A 16,030-nucleotide genomic window follows, 5' to 3' on the forward strand; every position below is an offset into this window, starting at 1 on the left:
TATGTTTTACCAAGTCCCCGTCTGAGAAAAAGCGAGATAACAATGAAATGGCTCTGCACTGTAGGCGTCGCCGTGAGTCTGGCGCTGCAACCCGCGCTGGCGGATGAACTGTTTGGTAACCACCCCCTGACCCCGCAGGCGCGGGATGCCTTTGTTACCGACCTGCTGAAAAAAATGACCGTGGACGAGAAAATCGGCCAGCTGCGTCTGATAAGCGTCGGCCCGGATAACCCGAAAGAAGCGATCCGCGAGATGATCAAAGCGGGCCAGGTGGGAGCGATTTTTAACACCGTCACCCGTCCGGATATCCGCGTCATGCAGGATCAGGTGATGCAGCTTAGTCGCCTGAAGATCCCGCTGTTCTTTGCCTACGATGTGCTGCACGGCCAGCGCACTGTCTTCCCAATAAGCCTCGGTCTGGCCTCGTCGTTTAACCTCGACGCGGTGAAAACCGTGGGCCGCGTGTCAGCTTATGAAGCCGCCGATGACGGGCTGAACATGACCTGGGCGCCGATGGTCGACGTCTCCCGCGACCCGCGCTGGGGACGCGCTTCCGAAGGCTTCGGGGAAGACACGTATCTGACCACGATGATGGGCCAGGCGATGGTGGCGTCGATGCAGGGCAAGAGCCCGGCTGACCGCTATTCAGTGATGACCAGCGTCAAGCACTTCGCCGCCTACGGCGCGGTGGAGGGCGGGAAAGAGTACAACACGGTCGACATGAGCCCGCAGCGCCTGTTCAACGACTATATGCCGCCGTATAAAGCTGGTCTCGATGCCGGCAGCGGCGCGGTGATGGTGGCCCTGAATTCGCTGAACGGCACCCCGGCGACCGCCGATTCCTGGCTGCTGAAAGATGTCCTGCGCGACCAGTGGGGCTTTAAAGGCATCACGGTTTCCGACCACGGCGCCATCAAAGAGCTGATCAAGCACGGCGTGGCCTCCGACCCGGAAGACGCGGTGCGCGTGGCGCTGAAGTCCGGCATCAACATGAGCATGAGCGACGAGTATTACAGCAAATACCTGCCGGGGCTGGTGAAATCCGGCAAGGTGACCATGGCTGAGCTGGATGACGCCACCCGTCACGTGCTCAACGTCAAATATGACATGGGGCTGTTCAACGATCCGTACAGCCACCTGGGACCAAAAGATTCTGACCCGCAGGACACCAACGCGGAAAGCCGTCTGCATCGTAAAGAGGCGCGCGAAGTGGCCCGCGAGAGCCTGGTGCTGCTGAAAAACCGTCTCGATACGCTGCCGCTGAAAAAATCCGGCACTATCGCGGTGGTGGGCGCGCTGGCGGACAGCAAACGCGACATGATGGGCAGCTGGTCGGCGGCGGGCGTGGCCGATCAGTCGGTGACCGTCCTGACCGGCATCAAAGAAGCGCTGGGCGATAACGGCAAAGTGATTTACGCCAAAGGGGCGAACGTTACCGACGACAAAGGCATTGTCGATTTCCTCAATCTGTATGAGAAAGCAGTGCAGGTTGACCCGCGCTCGCCGCAGGAAATGATCGACGAAGCCGTCGCGGCGGCGAAGCAATCCGACGTGGTGGTCGCCGTAGTGGGCGAGGCGCAGGGGATGGCCCATGAGGCCTCCAGCCGGACCGACATCACCCTGCCGCAGAGCCAGCGCAATCTGATTGCCGCCCTCAAAGCCACCGGCAAACCGCTGGTGCTGGTGCTGATGAACGGCCGTCCGCTGGCGCTGGTGAAAGAGGATCAGCAAGCCGATGCGCTGCTGGAGACCTGGTTTGCCGGCACCGAAGGCGGGCATGCCATCGCCGACGTGCTGTTTGGCGACTATAACCCGTCGGGCAAGCTGCCGATGTCCTTCCCGCGCTCGGTGGGGCAGATCCCAACCTACTACAGCCATCTGAATACCGGTCGGCCGTATAATCCGGAGAAGCCGAACAAGTACACCTCGCGTTACTTCGATGAGGCCAACGGCCCGCTGTACCCGTTTGGCTACGGTCTGAGCTACACCACCTTTAGCGTCTCCGATGTCACCATGTCGTCGGCCACCCTGCCGCGCGACGGCAGCGTGACCGCCAGCGTGCAGGTGACCAACACCGGCAAACGCGAAGGGGCGACGGTCATTCAGCTGTATCTGCAGGACGTCACCGCCTCCATGAGCCGGCCGGTGAAAATGCTGCGCGGCTTTAAAAAGGTCACCCTCAAGCCGGGTGAAACGCAAACCGTCAGCTTCCCGATCGACGTCGACGCGCTGAAGTTTTGGAACCAGCAAATGAAATACGTCGCTGAGCCGGGCAAATTCAATGTCTTTATCGGCGTGGACTCCGCCCGCGTGAAGCAGAGCGAGTTTGAGCTGTTGTAAGGCAGAGCCCTTAAGCCCAACGTCACACGTTAAAGGCCGATTAATCGGCCTTTTCTTTTTCGTATCGCTGGCAAATGGACTACGCTTTTCTCTTAAGCTTCTGTAAGCGAAGCGCAAAAGAACTGAGGGAAGCGGGATGAAGATGGCGACGAAATGGTCCGGCGCGCTGGCGCTGGCCGCCCTGATAAGTGTGCCGCTGCAGGCGGCGGAGCCGGTGAAGGTCGGCTCGAAAATTGATACCGAAGGGGCGCTGCTGGGCAATATGATCCAGCAGGTGCTGGAAAACCACGGCGTCAAAACGATTAATAAAATCCAGCTCGGCACCACGCCGGTGGTGCGCGGGGCGATTGTCGCCGGTGAGCTGGATATCTATCCGGAGTATACCGGCAATGGCGCTTTCTTCTTTAAAGATGAAAACGACCCGGCATGGAAGAATGCCCGGCAGGGCTATGAGAAGGTGAAACGCCTGGATCAGGAGAAACATCAGCTGGTATGGCTCACCCCGGCGCCGGCTAACAACACCTGGACCATCGCCGTGCGCCAGGAGCTGGCGGAGAAAAATCATCTGACCTCGCTGGCCGACCTCAGCCGCTATCTGCAGCAGGGCGGCGAATTTAAGCTGGCGGCTTCGGCGGAGTTTATTGAACGCCCGGACGCGCTGCCGGCGTTTGAAAAAGCGTATGACTTCAAACTCAACCAGAACCAGCTGCTGTCGCTGGCCGGGGGCGATACGGCGGTGACCATCAAAGCGGCGGCGCAGCAGACCTCCGGCGTCAACGCGGCGATGGCCTACGGCACCGACGGCCCGGTGGCGGCTCTGGGGTTACAGACGCTGAGCGACCCGCAGGGCGTGCAGCCGATTTACGCCCCGACGCCGGTGGTGCGCGAGGCGGTGCTTAAAGCCTACCCGCAGATCGCCGACTGGCTGAAGCCGGTCTTCGCCAGCCTCGATGAAAAGACCCTGCAGCAGCTCAACGCCCGCATCGCGGTGGAAGGCCAGGATGCGAAGCGCGTGGCGGCAGATTATCTGCAGCAGAAAGGCCTGCTGAAGTAAGCTACCGGTGACCATTCGCTGTACTCACCGCGTCGGCCTGCTGCTGACAGGCCTGCTGCTGGTTACGCTGGCGCTGCCGTTTATCGCTTACGCGCCGAATCGCTTACTCTCCGGGGAAGGGCGCTGGCTGTGGCAGGTGATGCCCTGGCTCGCCGGCGTTCAGCTGGCAGCAGCCCTCGCCGGGATCCTGCTCTGCTGGCTGCCGGGCAGGGTTGCGCCGCTTCTCCATCTGCTGCTGGCCGAACTGCTCTTCCCGCTGCTTATCTGGGGCAGCGGCCAGGCGGCGATTGAGCTCTCCCGGCACGGCTCGCCGCTGGCGCGCACCTCGCCCGGCAGCGGTCTGTGGCTGTCGCTGGCGCTCTGCCTGCTGCTGGCCAGCGAGGCCATTCGTCATCTTACCGCCCGGCCGCTGTGGCGCTGGCTGCTCAATGCGCAAGTCTGGCTTCTGCCCATCATCCTGCTCGCCGCCGGGGCGCTCGATCAGCTCTCGCTGCTGAAGGAGTATGCCAACCGCCAGGAGGTGTTTGACGACGCCCTGCGCCAGCATCTGCTTCTGCTGTTTGGCACCCTGCTGCCGGGCCTGATCATTGGCCTGCCGCTGGGGGTATGGCTCTGGCGGCGTCCACGCTGGCAGGCGCCGGCCTTCACCGTGCTCAATGTGATCCAGACTATCCCGTCGGTGGCGCTGTTCGGCCTGCTGATTGCCCCGCTTGCCGGTCTGGCGCGCTATTTCCCGGCGCTGGGCGAGCTGGGCGTCTCCGGGACCGGCGTGGCGCCGGCCCTGATCGCCCTGACGTTGTATGCGCTGCTGCCGCTGGTGCGCGGGGTGGTGACCGGCCTGCAGCAGGTGCCGCGGGATGCGCTGGAGAGCGCGACGGCGATGGGCATGAGCGCCGGTCAGCGTTTTCGTCAGGTGCAGCTCCCGCTGGCGATGCCGGTGCTGTTGCGCAGCCTGCGGGTGGTCAGCGTGCAAACCGTCGGCATGGCGGTGGTGGCGGCGCTGATCGGCGCCGGCGGCTTTGGCGCGCTGGTGTTCCAGGGGCTGCTGAGCAGCGCGCTGGATCTGGTGCTGCTCGGGGTCGTGCCGACCATTGCCCTGGCGGTGGTCGTGGATGCCCTGTTCGCCCTGTGGGGCGCCTGGCTGAAAGGAGAGGTCAATGATTGAATTTGAAGGGGTCAGCAAAGCGTTTGCCGGTCATCCGGCGGTGAAGGATCTGACCCTGCAGCTGCGCGAAGGCGCTTTCTCGGTGCTGGTGGGAACCTCCGGCTCGGGCAAGTCGACGACGCTGAAAATGATCAACCGCCTGCTGGAGCCGGACCGGGGCATGATTCGCTTTGCCGGCGAAGACATCCGCCAGCAGCCGCTCCTGACCCTGCGGCGGCGGATGGGCTATGCCATCCAGTCCATCGGCCTGTTTCCCCACTGGACGGTGGCGCAGAATATCGCCACCGTGCCGCAGCTGCAAAAATGGCCGCGGGGGAGGATCGCCGACCGGGTCGACGAGCTGATGGCGCTGCTGGGGCTGGAGGCGACGCTGCGCGACCGCTATCCTCATCAGCTCTCCGGCGGCCAGCAGCAGCGGGTCGGGGTGGCGCGGGCGCTGGCGGCAGACCCGGAGGTACTGCTGATGGATGAGCCCTTCGGCGCCCTCGACCCGGTGACCCGTGAGGCGCTGCAGCAGGAGATGCTGCGCATCCATCGCCTGCTGGGGCGGACGATTGTCCTGGTGACCCATGATATTGACGAAGCGCTGCGTCTCGCGGACCACCTGGTGCTGATGGACGGCGGCGAGGTGGTCCAGCAGGGGGCGCCGCTGGAGATGCTCCTGCGGCCAGAGAATCGCTTTGTGCAAACCTTTTTTGGCCGCAGCGAGCTGGGCGTGCGCCTGCTGTCGCTGCGCGAGGTGCGGGACTATCTGCGTCCCGACGAGCGGCTGGCGGGCGAGGGGCTGACCGTCACCATGACCCTGCGGGAAGCGCTGTCGCAGTTTGTCGCCCGGCGCTGCGAGGCGCTGCCGGTGGTGGATGCCGAGGGGCAACCCTGCGGCACGCTGCATTTTGCCGATCTGCTGCGCCAGGAGGCGAGTCATGAAGGCGCTTCGTGAGCCGCTGTGGTGGCTTAGCGCGCTGTTTATCGGCCTGCTGGCGGGGCTGCCCTACAGCGCGCCGCTGTTCAGCCGGCTGTTTCCGGAACTGCCGCGGCCGGTCTACCAGCAGGAGAGCTTCTGGGCGCTCACTGTCGATCACGGCTGGCTGGTGGCGGCGTCCAGCCTCGCGGCGACCGCTGTCGGGCTGGGGGCAGGGGTGGCGGTCACCCGGCCCGCGGGCAGCGCGTTTCGTCCGCTGGTGGAGACCATCGCCGCTATCGGGCAGACCTTTCCGCCGGTGGCGGTGCTGGCGATGGCGGTGCCGGTGCTGGGCTTTGGCTGGCTGCCGGCGCTGATCGCCCTCGCGCTGTATGGCATACTACCGGTGCTGCAAGGGACTCTGGCCGGTCTGGGGTCGATACCGTCGGGCGTGTCAGATGTGGCAGAAGGAATGGGCATGACCGGCTGGCAGCGTCTGTGCAAAGTGGAGCTGCCTCTGGCGGCCCCGGTGATCCTGGCGGGGATCCGCACCTCGGTCATCGTCAATATTGGTACCGCGACGATAGCCTCGACGGTGGGGGCCAATACGCTTGGGACGCCGATCATCATCGGCCTGAGCGGGTTTAATACCGCCTATATCGTGCAGGGGGCGCTGCTGGTGGCGCTGGCGGCGATTATTGTCGACCGCGCATTTGAGCGCCTGGCCCGCAGGCTCAGCCGACACCGCCACGTACAATAAAGGAATAGCCGGCCAGCATCACGCCGCTGATCCCGCCGATGGCCATAAGTAAGAAGAGAGTGACGACCGCGATTTTCGCTGGCTTCATAATAGGCTCCTGATGTTAACAGGGGGATTATACGGTGAAGCACAGGTGTTAATGAAACATTAATTGCGGTTTAGCGCGCCGCGCCGGGCTTTTTGCCGCTTTCGCTGCGTCACACGCCGCAAAAAAGTGTGATCCTGCCCGTCATTTTTCATTTTTATGCAGGGCTTCAAAGAAAGTCTCCGCCAGGCAGTGTAAGGTACGCGCTTTCAGGAATGTGTGGTTTGCGGGTATGTACGAGTTTGATCTGGTGTTGCTGCTGCTTCAGCAGATGTGCGTATTTTTGGTCATCGCGTGGTTGATGAGCAAAACCCGACTGTTTATCCCCCTGATGCAAGTCACCGTTCGCCTGCCGCACAAGCTGCTGTGCTACGTCACCTTCTCCATTTTCTGCATTATGGGGACCTATTTTGGTCTGCATATCGAAGACTCTATCGCCAACACCCGCGCCATCGGCGCCGTGATGGGCGGCCTGCTCGGCGGCCCGGTGGTCGGCGGGCTGGTGGGGCTGACCGGCGGCCTGCACCGCTACTCGCTGGGGGGGATGACCGCCTTAAGCTGCATGGTCTCCACTATCGTCGAGGGGCTGCTGGGCGGTCTGGTGCACAGCGTGCTGGTCAAGCGCGGCCGGCCGGACAAAGTCTTTAGCCCGCTGACCGCCGGGGCGATCACCTTCGTGGCCGAGCTGGTGCAGATGATGATTATTCTGCTGATCGCCCGCCCGTTCCAGGACGCCCTGCATCTGGTGCAGAGCATTGCTGCGCCGATGATGGTGACCAATACCGTCGGCGCGGCGCTGTTTATGCGCATTCTGCTGGACAAGCGGGCGATGTTCGAGAAGTACACCTCCGCCTTTTCCGCCACGGCGCTGAAGGTGGCGGCGTCCACCGAGGGGATCCTGCGTCAGGGGTTCAACGAAGAGAACAGCATGAAGGTGGCCCAGGTGCTGATCCAGGAGCTGGATATCGGCGCGGTGGCGATCACCGACCGCGACAAGCTGCTGGCGTTTACCGGCATCGGCGACGACCACCACCTGCCGGGCAAACCTATCTCCTCCTCGTATACGCAACGGGCGATTGAGACCGGGGAGGTGGTGTATGCCGACGGCAACGAGGTGCCCTACCGCTGCTCGATTCATCCGCACTGTAAGCTGGGGTCGACGCTGGTGATCCCCTTGCGCGGCGAGAACCAGCGGGTGATCGGCACCATCAAATTGTATGAGGCGAAAAACCGCCTGTTCAGTTCGATCAACCGCACCCTCGGGGAGGGGATTGCCCAGCTACTATCGGCGCAGATCCTCGCCGGGCAGTACGAGCGGCAGAAGGCGCTGCTGACGCAATCCGAAATCAAGCTTCTGCATGCCCAGGTCAACCCGCACTTCCTGTTTAACGCGCTTAACACCCTGAAGGCGGTGATCCGTCGCGACAGCGAGCAGGCCGGCCAGCTGGTGCAGTATCTGTCGACCTTCTTTCGCAAGAACCTGAAGCGGCCGACAGAAATCGTCACCCTCGCCGATGAGATCGAGCATGTTAACGCCTACCTGCAGATTGAGAAGGCCCGCTTTCAGGCTAACCTGCAGATCCAGATGGCGGTGCCGGAAGGGCTGGCGCATCACCAGCTGCCGGCCTTTACCCTGCAGCCGATCGTGGAGAACGCCATTAAGCATGGCACATCGCAACATCTTGGCGTCGGCGAAATTACCATTCGCGCCAGCCAGGACGATCGCTGGCTGCAGCTGGATATCGAAGATAACGCCGGGCTGTACCGGGCCAACCCTCAGGCCAGCGGGCTGGGGATGAATCTGGTGGACAGGCGGCTTCGGGCGCGTTTTGGCGCCGACTGCGGCATCAGCGTCACCTGCGAACCGGAGCGCTTTACCCGTGTCACCCTACGTTTGCCCCTGGAGGAGAATGCATGCTGAGAGTATTGATCGTCGATGATGAGCCGCTGGCGCGGGAAAACCTGCGTATTTTGCTGGAGACTCAGCGCGATATCGAGATCGTCGGCGAATGCGGCAACGCGGTGGAGGCGATTGGCGCGGTCCATAAGCTGCGTCCCGACGTGTTGTTTCTCGACATCCAGATGCCGCGCATCAGCGGCCTGGAGATGGTCGGGATGCTCGACCCGGAGCACCGCCCCTATATCGTGTTTCTCACCGCCTTTGATGAATACGCGGTGAAAGCCTTTGAGGAGCACGCCTTTGACTATCTGCTCAAGCCGATTGAAGCTGCCCGGCTGGAGAAAACCCTCGCCCGTCTGCGCCAGGAGCGTAATCTGCAGGATGTGTCGCTGTTGGATGACGCCCGGCAGACGCTGAAATACATACCCTGTACCGGCCACAGCCGTATCTGGCTGCTGCAGATGGAGGATGTGGCCTTCGTCAGCAGCCGGATGAGCGGGATCTACGTGACCGACCGCGAGGGCAAGGAGGGGTTTACCGAGCTGACCCTGCGCACCCTTGAGAGCCGCACGCCGCTGCTGCGCTGTCATCGCCAGTATCTGGTGAATATGGCGCACCTGAAGGAGATTCGCCTGGAGGAGAATGGTCAGGCGGAGCTGCTGATGCGCGCCGGGCAAACGGTGCCGGTGAGCCGGCGCTATTTAAAAAGCCTGAAAGAGGCGATTGGCCTGTAAAGCTGCTACACTGCGCCCCATTGCATCATCGACAGTAAAAGGCACTCATGCTCAGTAATGATATTCTTCGTAGCCTGCGCTACACCCTGAAAGTCAATAATAACGATATGGTGCGCATTCTTGCGCTATCCGATATGGAATCCACCTCCGCCAGCTTCGACACCTGGACGAAGAAAGAGGATGAAGAGGGCTTTGTCCGCTGCCCGGACATTATTCTGTCGGGGTTCCTCAACGGCCTTATCTATGACAAGCGTGGTAAAGACGATTCGGCGCCGGAGCTGGCGCTGGAGCGCCGGGTGAATAACAATACGGTGCTGAAAAAGCTGCGGATCGCCTTCTCGCTGAAAACGGACGATATTGTGGCGATCATGAGCGAGCAGAAATACCGCGTTTCGGTGCCGGAAGTGACCGCCATGATGCGGTCGCCTGACCACAAAAACTACCGCGAGTGCGGCGACCAGTTTCTGCGCAATTTCCTGCGCGGCCTGACCCAGCGGGTACATAACCCGAAGGCGTGATGGTTAGCCGGGGGCGGCTTCGCCTTACCCGGCCTACAAAACCCGTCGGCCCGTGCAAGGGTAGCGCCGCCGGGAAAAAAAAGCCGGAGATATTCTCCGGCTTTTTTATTATTTCACCTGCTGACCCGGCTTCGCGCCGTCGTCAGGGCTTAACAGGAAGATATCCTTCCCGCCAGGGCCGGCGGCCATCACCATCCCTTCCGAGATGCCGAAGCGCATTTTGCGCGGCGCCAGGTTGGCGACCATCACCGTCAGGCGGCCAATCAGCGGCTGCGGATCCGGATAAGCGGAGCGGATGCCGGAGAAGACGTTACGCTTCTCGCCGCCAAGATCCAGCGTCAGGCGCAGCAGCTTGTCGGAGCCCTCGACGAATTCCGCGTTTTCAATCAGCGCCACGCGCAGGTCGACTTTGGCGAAATCGTCAAAGGTGATGGTTTCCTGAATCGGATCGTCCGCCAGCGGGCCGCTGACCGGCGCCGCGGTGGCTTTCACCTCTTCTTTAGAGGCTTCCACCAGGGCTTCCACCTGCTTCATCTCGATGCGGTTGTACAGCGCCTTAAACGGATTGACCTTATGCGCCAGCAGCGGCTGCTGGATGGCGTCCCAGCTCAGCTCGCTGTTGAGGAACGCTTCCGCGCGCGCGGCCAGCTGCGGCAGGACCGGCTTCAGCCAGGTCATCAGCACGCGGAACATATTCAGGCCCATGGTGCAGATGGCCTGCAGGTCGGCGTCGCGGCCTTCCTGTTTCGCCACCACCCACGGCGCCTGCTCATCGACATAGCGGTTGGCCACGTCGGCGAGGGCCATGATTTCGCGGATGGCCTTACCGAACTCGCGGCTGTCCCACGCTTCGCCGATGCTTTCCGCCGCGTCGGTGAAGGTTTTGTACAGCGCCGGGTCGGCCAGCTCAGCGGCCAGCATGCCGTCAAAACGCTTGCTGATAAAGCCAGCGTTGCGCGAAGCGAGGTTAACCACCTTGTTGACGATGTCGGCGTTAACGCGCTGGATAAAGTCTTCCAGGTTGAGGTCGATATCATCGATGCGCGAAGAGAGCTTGGCGGTGTAGTAGTAGCGCAGGCTGTCGGCATCAAAGTGCTTCAGCCAGGTGCTGGCCTTAATGAAGGTGCCGCGCGACTTAGACATCTTCGCGCCGTTGACCGTCACGTAGCCATGCACGAACAGGTTGGTCGGTTTACGGAACTGGCTGCCTTCCAGCATCGCCGGCCAGAACAGGCTGTGGAAGTAGACGATGTCCTTGCCGATAAAGTGATACAGCTCGGCCGTGGAGTCTTTCTTCCAGTATTCGTCGAAGCTGGTGGTGTCGCCGCGCTTGTCGCACAGGTTCTTGAAAGAGCCCATGTAGCCGATCGGCGCGTCCAGCCAGACGTAGAAATATTTGCCCGGTGCGTTCGGAATTTCGAAGCCGAAGTAAGGCGCATCGCGGGAGATGTCCCACTGCTGCAGGCCGGATTCGAACCACTCCTGCATTTTGTTCGCCACCTGCTCCTGCAGCGCGCCGCTGCGGGTCCACGCCTGCAGCATTTCGCTGAACGACGGCAGGTCGAAGAAGAAGTGTTCGGAGTCACGCATCACCGGCGTGGCGCCGGAGACCACCGATTTCGGGTCGATCAGTTCGGTGGGGCTGTAGGTCGCGCCGCACACTTCGCAGTTATCGCCGTACTGGTCCGGAGATTTACACTTCGGACAGGTGCCTTTCACAAAACGGTCCGGCAGGAACATGCCTTTTTCCGGATCGTAGAGCTGAGAGATGGTGCGGTTTTTGATAAAACCGTTCTCTTTCAGACGGGTGTAGATAAGCTCCGACAGCTCGCGGTTCTCGTCGCTGTGCGTCGAGTGATAGTTATCGTAGCTGATGTCGAAGCCGGCAAAATCGGTCTGATGCTCCTGACTCATCTCGCCAATCATCTGCTCCGGGGTGATACCGAGCTGCTGCGCCTTGAGCATGATCGGCGTGCCGTGGGCGTCGTCGGCGCAGATGAAGTTGACCTCGTGGCCGCGCATTCGCTGGTAACGGACCCAGACATCAGCCTGGATGTGCTCCAGCATGTGGCCGAGGTGGATGGAGCCGTTGGCGTACGGCAGGGCGCACGTTACCAGAATTTTCTTCGCGACTTGAGTCATAGTGAGCATTACATCTTCTGTTGTAAAAAGGGCTTCCGATATTACCAAAAGGGCTGTGGGTGCGCCATAAATGGCTGCCCATATATGGATAATCCTTTCCTGTGATAAACTCTGTGATTACTGAAAGCATCTCAAAACAACAAAGGAGTCGGGATGAATTCGCAATCCCAGGCCAAATCCCCCGAGCGCCTCCGCGCGATGGTCGCCGGGACGCTGGCCAATTTCCAGCACCCAACCCTGAAGCATAATCTCACCACCCTCAAGGCGCTGCACCATGTCGCCTGGCTGGACGATACCGTTCATATCGAGCTACAAATGCCGTTCGTCTGGAGCAGCGCCTTCGAAGCGCTCAAAGAGCAGTGCAGCGCCGAGCTGTTGCGCATCACTGGCGCGAAGGCCATCGACTGGAAGCTGACCCACAGCATCGCGACACTCAAGCGCGTGAAAAACCAGCCCGGCATCAACGGCGTGAAGAACATTATCGCCATCAGCTCCGGGAAAGGCGGCGTCGGTAAATCTTCTACTGCCGTAAACCTGGCGCTGGCGCTCGCCGCGGAAGGGGCGAAGGTGGGCACTCTGGATGCCGATATCTACGGCCCGTCGATTCCGACCATGCTTGGCGCGGAAGACAGCCGCCCGACCTCGCCGGACGGTACCCATATGGCGCCGATCATGAAGTTCGGTCTGGCCACCAACTCCATCGGCTACCTGGTGACCGACGACAACGCCATGGTGTGGCGCGGGCCGATGGCCAGCAAGGCGCTGATGCAGATGCTGCAGGAGACCCTGTGGCCGGATCTTGACTACCTGGTGCTGGATATGCCGCCGGGCACTGGCGACATCCAGCTGACGCTGGCGCAGAACATTCCGGTCACCGGCGCGGTGGTAGTCACCACGCCGCAGGATATCGCGCTGATCGACGCCAAAAAAGGCATCGTGATGTTCGAAAAAGTGGAAGTGCCAGTGCTGGGGATCGTGGAAAACATGAGCATGCATATCTGCAGCAACTGCGGGCATCATGAGCCGATCTTCGGCACCGGCGGCGCGCAAAAACTGGCCGAGAAATACCACACCCAGCTGCTGGGCCAGCTGCCGCTGCATATTACGCTGCGGGAAGATCTGGATAACGGCACGCCGACGGTGGTGGCGCGTCCGGAAAGCGAATTTACCGACATCTACCGCCAGCTGGCGGGTCGGGTGGCGGCCCAGATGTACTGGCAGGGAGAAGTGATCCCGGGTGAGATTGCCTTCCGCGCCGTTTAAGGCCGCGGCGAGCGCATCAGCCAGTATCCGCCCTCGGGCGAGGCGCCCTGTGCTTCGATGGTCCAGCCGTGACGCTGGTAGAAGCGCAGGGCGTTTTTATTTTCCATCAGGCACTTCAGCGTCCCGCTGGCGGTAAAGGTCTGTTCGACCTGCGCCAGCAGCGCGCTGCCGATATGTTTGCCCTGCCAGTCCGGGTCGACGAACAGATGGTGAAGAAAGTTATCGGCGGTCCATACGGCGGCAAAGCCCACCGGCAGGCCGTCGTATTCCGCGACCCACAGCTGTTCATCCGCGGTGGCGGCATCGAAATCTTCCAGCCGCCACGTCGTGGAGGGAAGCCAGGTCCACGACATACTGCGCGCCCGCAGAAAGAGCTGGCGCAGCGCCGGAGAGTCCGCTGGTTCGCCGGGGCGGATGCGGAGTTTGAGCGGATCAGCGATGATAGAAGATCTCGCCATCGTACACCTTGAGGATTTTGCCTTCGGTGTCGGTGATCAGCACGTAGTTACCGCCCATATAGGTCCAGTGGCTGCCGGCGTCCGGCGCGGGCAGATTACGCTGCTGCCACCCTTTGATGTTGTATTCGGGGGTGAGGTACATCGCCGGAACGGTGTCGCCAATGTGGAACTGGGTGAAGTCGGCGGTGAACTCTTTCAGCGCATACTGATCGATCCCCGCGGCAGAAGCCGTCCAGCTGGCGCCGGCGGTGGCAAGGAGTACGCCCAGAAGCATCATTTTTGTTTTACGCATAGTTTCCTCAATATTACCTGGACTCAAAATAGCAGCCTCGTATCATTCCTGATGCGTTGCTGAAATGGCAAGCACTGGATTTTTAAAAAGTGTAAGCAAAACACGGCGCAAGTCCTGCGCCGCTTGCGTTGCAGCGACGGTGATGCCTATTTTGGGAGCAATCTGAAGCAGGGGAGAATCGGCATGTTCAGGCTGGAAGATCTGACCTTATTTGTCCGCGCCGCGGCACTGGGCAGTTTTAGCGACGCCGCGCGCGAGGCGGGGCAGCAACCGGCGCAGGTGAGCGCGGCGATTAAGCGTCTGGAGACGATCCTCAATATTCGCCTGTTCGCCCGCTCGACCCGCAGCCTGCGCCTGACGCCGGAGGGGGAGACCTGGCTGCCGTATGCCACCCAGATGCTCGATACCCTCGAGGCCGGCCTGCAGAAGATCCAGACCCCGGACGATGAAATTCGCGGCATGCTGCAGATCGCCGTGCCGTCGGATCTCGGGCGTAACCTGCTCCTGACCCTGTTCCGCGACTTTCGGCAACGCCACCCGGCGCTGCGCCTGCGGCTGCTCTTTTCCGACCAGCTGACCGACGTGTTTAAAGATCCGGTGGACGTCGCGTTTCGCTATGGCAATAACGATGACGCCTCGTTTATTTCGCTGCCGGTGGCGCCGGAAAATCGTCGGGTGCTGGTGGCCTCTCCTGAGTGGATCGCCCGCCACGGCGAGCCGCAGACCCTTGAGGAGCTCGGCCAGCACAATGCGTTGATCTATATATTGCGCGGCCGCCCGTTCGACCGCTGGTCGCTGAGCCTCGACGGCGAAGTCCTGCAGCAGAAGGTCTCCGGCACGGTGATGAGCGACGACGCGGAGGTGATCCGCCGGCTGGCGGTGGCCGGGGAGGGCATTGCCTATAAATCGATGCTCGACGTCAGCGACGATCTGCGGGCGGGCCGTCTGCGGCGCCTGCTGCCGCGTTACCAGGGGGATGTGGTGCCGTTGAACCTGATTTGTCCGCACCGCAAACAGCTCTCTGCCGCGGTGCGTTTGTTATATGAAGAGGTGAAATCACATTGTGAAGGGCTTAATGTCTAACTAAGGTCGCGAAGTAGTAGACCAGCGGGACGGCCAGCACCCACAGGCCAATCGGGATTTCCCGCCACTTGCCGGCGATGGCCTTGATCACAATGTAAAACAGCAGCCCGCCGGCGATGCCGGTGCCGAAGCTGTTGGCGATGAGGGTGATCATCACCATCATCAGCACCGGCAGGCCGTCGGTGAAGTTGCCGAGATCCACTTTGCGCAGGCCGCTGAACATGTTCAGGCCGATCAGGATCAGCGCCGGGGCGGTGGCCTCCTTCGGGATCATCAGCGCCACCGGCGTGAACAGCAGCATCAGCAGGAACATCACCGCCGCCGACAGCGCGGTGAGGCCGGTTTTGCCGCCGGCTTCCGCCGCCGCCGAGGACTCAATCAGCGCCGTTGCCGCCGGAATACCTACCCACGGGCCGAGCGCCGCGGCAATCGAATCGACCATAAACGGGCGATTAATCTGCGGCATGTTGCCCTCTTCATCCAGCAGACCCGCCTCGCCGCCCACCGCCAGCGTCGTCCCCATGGTGGAGAAAAACTCAGAAGCGAAAAAGACGAACAGGAACGGCAGGAAGGCGATGTTTAACGCCCCCAGCAGGTCAACCTCTCCCAGCACCGGGGCCAGCGAGTGGGGGACATCGATAAAATGCGTCGGCAGTTTCGTGACGCCGAACGGGATCCCCACCAGGGTAGCGCACAGAATGGCCCACAAAATGGCGCCCGGCACCTTACGCGCCTGCAGGGCTATCGCCAGGAACAGGCCGCACAGCGCCACCAGCGCGCCGGGGGCGAGGAAGTCGCCGAGCATCAGGGCGTTGGTTTTGGCATTGGCGAGCACCAGCCCGGCGTTGCGAAAGCCGAGGACGGCGACGAACAGGCCGATGGAGGCCGTCAGCCCCAGCTTGATCGACTGCGGCACCGAGCGGGTGACCACTTCGCGCAGGCCAAAGCGGGTCAGCAGGAAGAAGAGAACCCCCGACCAGCAGGCGATCCCGAGGCCCGTCTGCCAGCCAATCCCCTCGCTACCGGCCAGCGTGACCCCCACCAGCACTGAGCCGCCAATGCCCGGGCCGACGATAAACGGCAGGTTGGCGTAAAACGCCATCAGCAGCGAGCCGACGACGAAGACCAGAATGGTGCCGGTGGTGGCGGCGCCTTTGTCCATTCCGCCGATCGCCAGCAGTCCCGGGATGACCACCAGTAAATAGGCGGCAGCGAGAAAACCGGTGATCCCGGCCAGGCATTCGCTGCGCAGCGTGCCGCCGCGCGAGCGCAGCGCAAAGCGGCGCTCCAGCCAGTTATCGCGGGCGGAAGAGTGAAGTGTGTTATCGGCCATGC

15 protein-coding genes are annotated in these 16,030 nt (G+C 61.8%); 10 read left to right on the plus strand and 5 right to left on the minus strand.

The features are described 5' to 3' along the window. Positions 1–42 precede the first annotated feature (42 nt). The 5 genes from bglX to ACOI7D_RS08140 all read left to right on the plus strand — a co-directional run bounded on the left by bglX (position 43) and on the right by ACOI7D_RS08140 (position 6,220). Complete coding sequence (gene bglX / locus ACOI7D_RS08120; RefSeq protein WP_023290426.1) at positions 43–2,340, plus strand: beta-glucosidase BglX; 2,298 nt, start codon at positions 43–45, stop codon at positions 2,338–2,340. Between the two features lie 136 nt (positions 2,341–2,476). Further along, a complete protein-coding gene (osmF, locus tag ACOI7D_RS08125; protein WP_023290425.1) occupies positions 2,477–3,394 on the plus strand; it encodes an ABC transporter substrate-binding protein in 918 nt (305 codons plus the stop codon). 7 nt (positions 3,395–3,401) lie between these two features. Further along, positions 3,402–4,559, plus strand: a complete 1,158-nt coding sequence (locus tag ACOI7D_RS08130) for an ABC transporter permease (protein WP_109547107.1) — start codon at positions 3,402–3,404, stop codon at positions 4,557–4,559. Further along, positions 4,552–5,499 (plus strand): ABC transporter ATP-binding protein, encoded by a 948-nt coding sequence (locus ACOI7D_RS08135; protein WP_060590017.1) that lies wholly within the window; start codon positions 4,552–4,554, stop codon positions 5,497–5,499. Before ACOI7D_RS08130 ends, ACOI7D_RS08135 begins: the two co-directional genes overlap by 8 nt. Next, positions 5,483–6,220 (plus strand): ABC transporter permease, encoded by a 738-nt coding sequence (locus ACOI7D_RS08140; protein ID WP_109547108.1) that lies wholly within the window; start codon positions 5,483–5,485, stop codon positions 6,218–6,220. The genes ACOI7D_RS08135 and ACOI7D_RS08140 overlap by 17 nt, the downstream gene beginning before the upstream one ends. On the opposite strand, the gene ACOI7D_RS08145 is transcribed toward ACOI7D_RS08140, so the two are convergent. After that, positions 6,195–6,308: a protein YohO gene (locus ACOI7D_RS08145; RefSeq protein ID WP_002912762.1), complete on the minus strand. Its 114-nt coding sequence runs from the start codon at positions 6,306–6,308 to the stop codon at positions 6,195–6,197. The genes ACOI7D_RS08140 and ACOI7D_RS08145 overlap by 26 nt on opposite strands. A 229-nt stretch (positions 6,309–6,537) precedes the next feature. On the opposite strand from ACOI7D_RS08145, the gene ACOI7D_RS08150 reads away from it, so the two are divergent. The 3 genes from ACOI7D_RS08150 to ACOI7D_RS08160 are packed head-to-tail and all read left to right on the plus strand — an operon-like array spanning position 6,538 to position 9,457. Then, a complete protein-coding gene (locus ACOI7D_RS08150) occupies positions 6,538–8,226 on the plus strand; it encodes a sensor histidine kinase (protein WP_004189065.1) in 1,689 nt (562 codons plus the stop codon). Then, positions 8,220–8,939 carry a two-component system response regulator BtsR gene (gene btsR / locus ACOI7D_RS08155; protein ID WP_023290421.1) on the plus strand — a complete coding sequence of 240 codons (720 nt, stop codon included), beginning with the start codon at positions 8,220–8,222 and terminating at the stop codon, positions 8,937–8,939. Before ACOI7D_RS08150 ends, btsR begins: the two co-directional genes overlap by 7 nt. Positions 8,940–8,986: 47 nt before the next feature. Then, positions 8,987–9,457 carry a DUF1456 family protein gene (locus ACOI7D_RS08160; RefSeq protein WP_109547109.1) on the plus strand — a complete coding sequence of 157 codons (471 nt, stop codon included), beginning with the start codon at positions 8,987–8,989 and terminating at the stop codon, positions 9,455–9,457. 108 nt (positions 9,458–9,565) lie between these two features. Here the strand turns inward: ACOI7D_RS08160 and metG are convergent, their stop codons facing one another. Then, the gene (metG, locus tag ACOI7D_RS08165; RefSeq protein ID WP_032453499.1) at positions 9,566–11,599 is read right to left on the minus strand and encodes a methionine--tRNA ligase; all 2,034 of its coding nucleotides are present in this window, start codon (positions 11,597–11,599) and stop codon (positions 9,566–9,568) included. Positions 11,600–11,752: 153 nt separating this feature from the next. On the opposite strand from metG, the gene apbC reads away from it, so the two are divergent. Continuing rightward, complete coding sequence (gene apbC / locus ACOI7D_RS08170) at positions 11,753–12,862, plus strand: iron-sulfur cluster carrier protein ApbC (protein ID WP_109547110.1); 1,110 nt, start codon at positions 11,753–11,755, stop codon at positions 12,860–12,862. Here the strand turns inward: apbC and ACOI7D_RS08175 are convergent. After that, complete coding sequence (locus tag ACOI7D_RS08175; protein ID WP_072420671.1) at positions 12,859–13,320, minus strand: GNAT family N-acetyltransferase; 462 nt, start codon at positions 13,318–13,320, stop codon at positions 12,859–12,861. The genes apbC and ACOI7D_RS08175 overlap by 4 nt on opposite strands. Next, positions 13,295–13,612, minus strand: coding sequence for an RcnB family protein (locus ACOI7D_RS08180; protein ID WP_004201590.1), 318 nt, complete (start codon positions 13,610–13,612; stop codon positions 13,295–13,297). Before ACOI7D_RS08180 ends, ACOI7D_RS08175 begins: the two co-directional genes overlap by 26 nt. A 183-nt stretch (positions 13,613–13,795) precedes the next feature. Between ACOI7D_RS08180 and ACOI7D_RS08185 the strand changes: the two genes are divergently transcribed. Beyond that, positions 13,796–14,695 (plus strand): LysR family transcriptional regulator, encoded by a 900-nt coding sequence (locus tag ACOI7D_RS08185; protein ID WP_032453496.1) that lies wholly within the window; start codon positions 13,796–13,798, stop codon positions 14,693–14,695. On the opposite strand, the gene ACOI7D_RS08190 is transcribed toward ACOI7D_RS08185, so the two are convergent. Then, complete coding sequence (locus ACOI7D_RS08190; protein WP_023290415.1) at positions 14,685–16,028, minus strand: NCS2 family permease; 1,344 nt, start codon at positions 16,026–16,028, stop codon at positions 14,685–14,687. The two genes, ACOI7D_RS08185 and ACOI7D_RS08190, sit on opposite strands and share 11 nt — an antisense overlap. Positions 16,029–16,030: the final 2 nt, after the last annotated feature.

The sequence above is a fragment of the Klebsiella sp. C360 genome, assembly GCF_048822415.1.
Classification (GTDB): Bacteria; Pseudomonadota; Gammaproteobacteria; order Enterobacterales; family Enterobacteriaceae; genus Klebsiella; species Klebsiella quasipneumoniae.

Coding starts and splice junctions, on each gene's coding strand:
- btsR (WP_023290421.1), top strand. CDS start 8,220: ATGCTGAGAGTATTGATCGTCGATGATGAGCCGCTGGCGCGGGAAAAC.
- ACOI7D_RS08185 (WP_032453496.1), top strand. CDS start 13,796: ATGTTCAGGCTGGAAGATCTGACCTTATTTGTCCGCGCCGCGGCACTG.
- apbC (WP_109547110.1), top strand. CDS start 11,753: ATGAATTCGCAATCCCAGGCCAAATCCCCCGAGCGCCTCCGCGCGATG.
- ACOI7D_RS08160 (WP_109547109.1), top strand. CDS start 8,987: ATGCTCAGTAATGATATTCTTCGTAGCCTGCGCTACACCCTGAAAGTC.
- ACOI7D_RS08180 (WP_004201590.1), bottom strand. CDS start 13,612: ATGCGTAAAACAAAAATGATGCTTCTGGGCGTACTCCTTGCCACCGCC.
- bglX (WP_023290426.1), top strand. CDS start 43: ATGAAATGGCTCTGCACTGTAGGCGTCGCCGTGAGTCTGGCGCTGCAA.
- osmF (WP_023290425.1), top strand. CDS start 2,477: ATGAAGATGGCGACGAAATGGTCCGGCGCGCTGGCGCTGGCCGCCCTG.
- ACOI7D_RS08150 (WP_004189065.1), top strand. CDS start 6,538: ATGTACGAGTTTGATCTGGTGTTGCTGCTGCTTCAGCAGATGTGCGTA.
- metG (WP_032453499.1), bottom strand. CDS start 11,599: ATGACTCAAGTCGCGAAGAAAATTCTGGTAACGTGCGCCCTGCCGTAC.
- ACOI7D_RS08190 (WP_023290415.1), bottom strand. CDS start 16,028: ATGGCCGATAACACACTTCACTCTTCCGCCCGCGATAACTGGCTGGAG.
- ACOI7D_RS08140 (WP_109547108.1), top strand. CDS start 5,483: ATGAAGGCGCTTCGTGAGCCGCTGTGGTGGCTTAGCGCGCTGTTTATC.
- ACOI7D_RS08135 (WP_060590017.1), top strand. CDS start 4,552: ATGATTGAATTTGAAGGGGTCAGCAAAGCGTTTGCCGGTCATCCGGCG.
- ACOI7D_RS08145 (WP_002912762.1), bottom strand. CDS start 6,308: ATGAAGCCAGCGAAAATCGCGGTCGTCACTCTCTTCTTACTTATGGCC.
- ACOI7D_RS08175 (WP_072420671.1), bottom strand. CDS start 13,320: ATGGCGAGATCTTCTATCATCGCTGATCCGCTCAAACTCCGCATCCGC.